This is a genomic window from Anaerococcus sp. (assembly GCF_022770135.1).
Taxonomy (GTDB): Bacteria; Bacillota; Clostridia; order Tissierellales; family Peptoniphilaceae; genus Anaerococcus.
The window spans coordinates 1-6,617 of sequence record NZ_JALEIL010000116.1 but is presented as its reverse complement, the minus strand read 5'-3'; the positions used below and the strand labels follow the sequence as shown (position 1 = coordinate 6,617).

Genomic DNA, 6,617 nt, shown 5'->3' with positions numbered 1-6,617 from the left:
TTAAGGATTTAAATGGAAATGGAGTTCTTGATCCCTACGAAGACTGGCGTCTTCCATCATCTGTTCGTGCCAAGGATTTGGCTTACAGGATGACTATAGAGGAGCTAGCAGGAAATATGATGATTAAGTCTCAAAGAATGGGTCTTGCCCAAGAAGATAAGGAAAAGACAAGCCACGATGGTCTTCTTGATGAGGAAGTTTACGAGGATAAAAATATCTTTATAGGTCAGATTAACCACGGTTCCACAGGACACATAATCGACAAAAACCTACGCCACTTTATCTTAAGGGATAACTTCTCAGAAGAAGAAATAGCTGAGTGGACCAATGCGATGAACGAAGTGGCTGAAAGTTCAAGGCTAGGTATTCCTGTTATTATAGCCTCCAACTCAAGGAATGAAAATGCTGAAAGAACCTTTGGTATGAATGATGCAGTAGGAGTTTTCACAACATATCCATCAACCCTAGGTCTTGCAGCAGCTTACCTTGGAGATAAGGCGAGAAACTACCATCCTGATGGAGATTATGAGTACTCAATCTTTAAGGAATTTGGAGAAATAGCTAGGGACGAATGGAAGTATTCTGGTCTTAGAAAAGGCTATATGTATATGCTTGATACTGCTACAGATCCTAGATGGCAAAGATTCTATGGAACCTTGGGTGAAGATACAGAACTTATTACAAAGGCAGGAGAAGACTTAATCGAAGCCTTCCAATCAGATGAACTAAACAGCGAATCAGTTGCCCTTACCATGAAACACTTCCCAGGAGGAGGAGCTAGGGAAAATGGCTTTGACCCGCACTACAAGGAAGGGAAATTCAACGTATATAGAACTCCTGGTTCTCTAGAAAAATACCACCTACCACCATTTAAGGCAGCTGCTGAGAAAAAGGTTTCATCAATTATGCCTTACTACTCAATCCCTGCCCATGACAAGTCAGCAGTCCAAAACTATAAGGGAAGTAAAATTCCTTTTGAGCCAGTAGGATTTGCCTTTAACCAATACTTTATCCAAGATATCCTAAGAGGAGATATGGGCTTTAAGGGCTATATCAACTCAGATTCAGGAATACTAGATAACATGGCATGGGGTATGATGCATCTAGAAAAACAAGACCGTGCAGCCTGTGCTATAAATAATGGAGTTGACCTAATATCTGATACCAACGAAGTAGAATGGATAATAAAAGCCTACGAAGAAGGTAAAATTAGTCGTGAAAGATTAATCGAAGCAAATATAAGACTTCTTACAGAAATGTTTGACCTAGGCCTATTTGATGACAAAACTTATGTTGACCCACAAAAGGCAAAAGACTTTGTAGCAGATGAAGAAAATAAGAAAAAGGCTTACTCTGCTCACCAAAGATCAGTAGTCCTACTCAAAAACAAAGAAAATGTCCTACCTATGAAGGATAAGGCTAAAGTCTATGTCGACTTCCTCCACAAGGAAGCGGACAAGGCGGAAACATTTAGAAAAGAAGCTATCGAAGAGTTAAAAGATAGAGAAGATATAGAGATTGTTGAAGATGCGAAAGAAGCAGAATGCATTTTTGTACAAATCACACCAAAATCAGGCAACTACTTCTCCGCAACCCCAGGTCTACTAGAACTTGATCTTTGCGAAAACAAAACAAATAAGGCGACAGATGGTACAGAATACACAGAAACAACTGTTGCAAATATTGACAAGCTAGGAGAGTATAGGAAAATTGCCGATGAGAATGGGACTAAAGTTATAATTTCAGTTAACTCAACCATGCCTTGGTTATTAGAAAAGGCTGAGAAAAACTCAGATGCCCTCTTAGCTCACTTTGAAACATTCACCTCTGCCCAAATGGATGTACTAACAGGAAAGTTCGGCCCAACAGGCAAATTACCATTCACCTTCCCTAAAGGAGAAGAAGTGATTGCAGTAGATGAAGAAGGAATTTGTGTAAGTCCTAACGACGTACCAGGCTATGATAAAGATAAATATATGCCAGAAGGAATGACTTACGCCTACCTAGATGAATGTGGCAATGAGTACAAGCTTGGATTTGGTTTAGGATATTAAGATTATAGAGCTTGCAAGAAAGGAGCCCATATGTTTAAGAACTTTATAAAGAAAATACCAGCGGGGAATATGATGGTTCCTTTGATTCTTGCAGCTCTTATCAATACTTTTCTTCCAAGTATCTTGCACTTTGGTGTTTTTACTGAGGCTCTTTTTACAAATCAGGGAATGAAGACCTTGATGGGGATCAATTTGCTTGCGGCAGGTTCTCAGATTAGGCTTTCTTCTGTGGGAGAGATTTTTAAGAGATTTTCTGTTATAGCTCTAGCTCGAATAGGGGCTGGCTTATTGATAGTTTTCCTAGTTTCTTCTATTTTTGGCAGGGAGGGGATATTTGGTATCTCTATCCTTGCTCTGGTTTGTGCTTGCCTTAATCATAACAATTCTGTCTTTATTACTTTAAATATCGACTACGGGGATGATTTGGATCAGGCTTTGGCAGGCTTTACTAGCCTTATCACAGGTCCTATGCTTTCTATGTTGGTTCTCGGTATGTCTGGTATTGCCGATATTCCTATAAGGGCTATGATAGACGCTCTTCTTCCTGTATTTATTGGTATGGTGATTGGGAATATAGACAGGGCTGTTTCTAAGTCCCTTAAGCTTGCCCAGAAGGTCATTATTCCTTTTTTAGGATTTTCTATGGGATCTGCTATTAATCTGAGAGATATTTATAGGGCAGGATTTTCTGGAATAATTCTTGCTTTTATAGTGATTTTTGTGATAGGTTCTCTTACTGTTTTGGCAGATGTTTATATAGGCAAGAGACCAGGCTATGCGGCTTGGGCCCTTTCTTCAACTGGGGCCAATGCTGTTGCTGTTCCACAAATTATAGCAGAGATAGATCCAACTTATCTTCCTCTTGTAGGAGTGGCGACAGCCCAAGTGGCAGCATCTGCGGTTATTACTATAATACTTACACCTCTCATCACTTCGTGGCGGGCTAGGAGAAGAGTAAATAATAATTAATTAACATCATTCAAATCCAGTATTTATACGGATTTTATTAATTATTTTAAATTTTTATTAGAAAAAATTTGACAAATTAAAGAGATGGTCTTATAATATAGTCAACAGTAATTATTTAGAAAAATTATGAAAAAAAGAGTAGGCTTATGGAAGAGCACAGAGAGTTGGTCTTTGGTGAAATCCAACCTTGAAAGTAAGTTCGAAAATCATTTTTCTTTTGCATGTCTGAACTAAGTAAGATGTGTCGCCATGGTTGGCGTTATCAAAACCCGGCATTGTTTGATGCTTGAGAGCTTATATTTCTATATAAGAATAAAGGTGGTAACGCGGAATTTTCGTCCTTTGTCTAATGTTTAGACAAGGGACTTTTTTAATGAATAAGTATTGTTAATATAATTTATGGAGGAAATAATGAAAAAATTATCAAGAAGTCAATTTTTACAAGTGAGCATAATGCTTTTCGGTCTGTTCTTTGGGGCAGGAAACTTAATCTTCCCACCTCTATTAGGTAACATGGCAGGAAAGGCAACCTTTATTTCTCTATTAGCATTTAGCGTTACTGCTGTAGTATTTCCTGTTTTAGGAGCCATAGTAGTAGGAAAGACTAATGGTCTATCTAACCTAGCTAATAGGGTAGGTCCACTATTCGCCCTAGTTTTCACAACGGCTATATATTTATCAATAGGACCAGGGCTCGGTATACCAAGAGCAGGATCAGTTCCTTTCGAAATGGCCATAGCTCCATACATACCAGAATCTTTCAATATGAACCTAGCAAGATTAGTTTATACTTTCGTCTTCTTTGCTATAGCCTTAGCAATATGCCTAAGACCAAGCAAGCTTGTCGAAAGAGTAGGTAAGTTCCTTACTCCAGCCCTCCTATTATTGATAACATTTATGTTCTTCAAGATAGTGACAATGGATAAAAGTGTTGCAGCTCCTACAGGAGATTATCTAACTGCTCCAGTGACAAAAGGATTCTTGGCAGGTTATGATACAATGGATGCCGTAGCAGCCCTTAACTTCGGTTTCGTAATAGCCCAAGCTATAAGAAGATTTGGAATAGAAGATGAGAAAGAAGTTACAAGATATGAGGTAAAGGCGGGACTTCTCGCAGGTAGTGTATTGTTTGTAGTTTACATGATGCTTGCAAGTATAGGTATGATAGGAAGTGCAAAGTTTGTTGGTCTTGAAAATGGTGCCCAAGTTCTTACAGAATCTATAAAACTTGCCCTTGGAGATTTCGGTCTAGTTCTACTAGCCTTCATATTCACCCTAGCTTGTCTTACAACTTGTGTTGGTCTAATAAGCTCTGGTGGAGAATATTTCGAGAAGCTATTTAACGATAGACTATCCTACAAGACTTGGGTATGTATATGGACCCTATTCTCATTCATAATGGCAAACTTCGGCCTAAACAAACTCTTAGAGTTTTCTGTACCACTACTACAAATAATATATCCAGTTGCCCTAGTTCTAATAGTTATGGGAATAAGTCAAAGCTTCCTTAACTTTACTAGAGAATCATACCTTGCAGCAGCAGCTGTATCAGTTGGACTTCCTCTAGTAGAAGTAATGGATAAGACCTTCCACCTAAGCCTAGGACCTGTAACAAGACTAGTACAAGGCCTACCAATGTATGACACAGGACTATCTTGGCTCTTACCAACTGTAATAGTAGTTGCGTTGACAAGCTTACTCGTTAAAGTATTTGTTAGAGATGTAGAAGTAGAAAAAGTTAGACAAAAATATTAAAGGAAAAAGAGTGCGAATCTTAAGTGATAAGCACTCTTGTTTTTTGAAATTATTTAGCAAAATCAGAAAGCTCAACAAAAACAGGCATGCCATTTTCGTATCTTTGCTCTACTTCTCCTTGGATAAGAGGGAGGGCGTAGGCTGTGATTTTTTCTCTTAGGATCTTTCTATCCTTTAGCCAAGCTTCTGGGATTTTCATTTCCTTGTTGGCTATTAGGTCTGGTTCTACCTCTGTGTAGAAGACCTCATAGGATTTTCCTTCTTTTCTTCTAAGAACTGGGATGAGATTTGTTTTATCAAGACCTAGCTTTAGGGCCAAGTAGCCTAGCTTAAAGGCTTCGTCTGCATCTGTTTTTGAGATGTGGTTGGATGTTCTTTGGACTATATTTAGCTCTACTGCCCTTGATTTCACTCCGAGTTTATCTCTAAGATAATCTGCTAGTCTTTGGGCAACTCCGCTTACTATAGGGTGATTGAATCCATCGTCACTATTGGAAAACATAGGCTTATCAAGGTAGGAATCTGTATCTCTGAAGCCTTCCGCCATGGCTATGATGAGGTTTTTCTCTGTCTTTAGCTTCTCCTTGACCTCTTCTTCGATTTCCTTAAGGGACTTGCTCTCTTCTGGGACATAGACAAGGTTGACTAGTTCTTTGCTATATCCGTAATCAGCTAGAAGAGAAGAGGCAGCAAGCCAGCCTGCATGGCGGCCCATGATCTCTACTATGGTAACAGATTCGAGGTCGTAAATATCGACATCAGCCCTGATAGTTCTTAGGCTTTGGCATATGTATTTGGCAGCAGATCCAAAACCAGGCGAATGATCCATACCATTAAGGTCGTTGTCTATGGTCTTTGGACAGCCTATAACATTGATTCCTTCGATATTATTAGATAAAATATAGGCGTTTAGTTTCTTTACCGTATCCATTGAGTCATTGCCGCCTATGTAGACAAAAACATTGATTTCTTTTTCTAATAAAAATTTGAAGATCTTCTTATAGATATCATCATTAAGATCTTCTGGAAGCTTGAATCTGCAAGATCCTAGGATAGAAGAAGGACGAGCCATGAGCTTTTCCTTAACCCTTTCTCGTACAAATTTTTTCTTATCGACTTCCATAATATCTTCCTTGATAATTCCCTCAATCCCATGAAGACTTAGGTAAATATTGTCGAAGTTATTATCAAGGGCTCCCTGGATGACTCCAGCAAGAGATGAGTTGATAACGCTGGTAGGTCCACCTGACTGGGCTATGATACAATTCATAAATTACTCCTTTTACTTAAATTCACTACTAGTATACAAAATTTCTTTCTGTTTTAAAAGCTTTGTTACAAAATAAACTTTTCTATATAGTGTGCTATCCCGTCTTCGTTATTGGAAAGAGTTACGAAATCGGCGATTTCCTTTATTTCCTCTACGGCATTTCCCATTGCAACACCGACGCCTGCAGCCTCTATCATTGAATAGTCATTCCTCTCATCTCCGAAAGCATAGGTCAACTTGCGGTCGATTTTATAATAATCGGCAATCTCCATAAGGCTAGTTCCTTTACTAATTCCCTTTGGCATAATTTCATAGTACCAAGGGGTTGACTTAACTTGGGTGCTTACATCGCCAAATCTTTCATAAATTTTCTTTGAAGGTGGGTCAATCCTAGATGGATCTTGGGAAAGGAGGATATTGTTAGGTTCGAAATCAATATCGTCTATCAAATTCTCCCTTAGGACAATCTCCATATTAGTCAACTCTGCTGTCTCATGAAGCCAATAAGTATCCATACTATTGGTAAAAATCTTTCCCTCATTGTAAATCATTATATCTATATCGAGATC

The 6,617-nt window shown here is 38.7% G+C and carries 5 protein-coding genes and 1 other annotated feature; of the genes, 3 read left to right on the top strand and 2 right to left on the bottom strand.

The genetic code is table 11. The features are described 5' to 3' along the window. The 3 genes from MRZ08_RS06090 to brnQ all read left to right on the top strand — a co-directional run. On the top strand, positions 1–2,054 hold a 2,054-nt coding region (locus MRZ08_RS06090), incomplete at its 5' end, for a glycoside hydrolase family 3 N-terminal domain-containing protein (RefSeq protein ID WP_297380589.1). Between the two features lie 30 nt (positions 2,055–2,084). Beyond that, on the top strand, positions 2,085–3,023 hold the full coding sequence (locus MRZ08_RS06085) for a 2-keto-3-deoxygluconate permease (protein ID WP_297380586.1): 939 nt from the start codon (positions 2,085–2,087) through the stop codon (positions 3,021–3,023). 117 nt (positions 3,024–3,140) lie between these two features. Then, positions 3,141–3,369: a binding site (T-box leader), on the top strand. Between the two features lie 65 nt (positions 3,370–3,434). Further along, positions 3,435–4,778 (top strand): branched-chain amino acid transport system II carrier protein, encoded by a 1,344-nt coding sequence (gene brnQ / locus MRZ08_RS06080; RefSeq protein WP_297380584.1) that lies wholly within the window; start codon positions 3,435–3,437, stop codon positions 4,776–4,778. Positions 4,779–4,827: 49 nt separating this feature from the next. Here the strand turns inward: brnQ and MRZ08_RS06075 are convergent, their stop codons facing one another. Next, entirely contained in the window at positions 4,828–6,048 is a 1,221-nt protein-coding gene (locus MRZ08_RS06075; protein WP_297380581.1) for a diphosphate--fructose-6-phosphate 1-phosphotransferase, read from the bottom strand. A 65-nt stretch (positions 6,049–6,113) separates the two neighbouring features. Further along, positions 6,114–6,617, bottom strand: a 504-nt coding sequence (locus MRZ08_RS06070; RefSeq protein ID WP_297380578.1) for an HAD hydrolase family protein, incomplete at its 5' end; no start/stop codon positions are given.

What these genes read in the sequence shown, in the direction of transcription:
- MRZ08_RS06085 (WP_297380586.1), top strand. Translation starts at nt 2,085, where the DNA reads ATGTTTAAGAACTTTATAAAGAAAATACCAGCGGGGAATATGATGGTT.
- brnQ (WP_297380584.1), top strand. Translation starts at nt 3,435, where the DNA reads ATGAAAAAATTATCAAGAAGTCAATTTTTACAAGTGAGCATAATGCTT.
- MRZ08_RS06075 (WP_297380581.1), bottom strand. Translation starts at nt 6,048, where the DNA reads ATGAATTGTATCATAGCCCAGTCAGGTGGACCTACCAGCGTTATCAAC.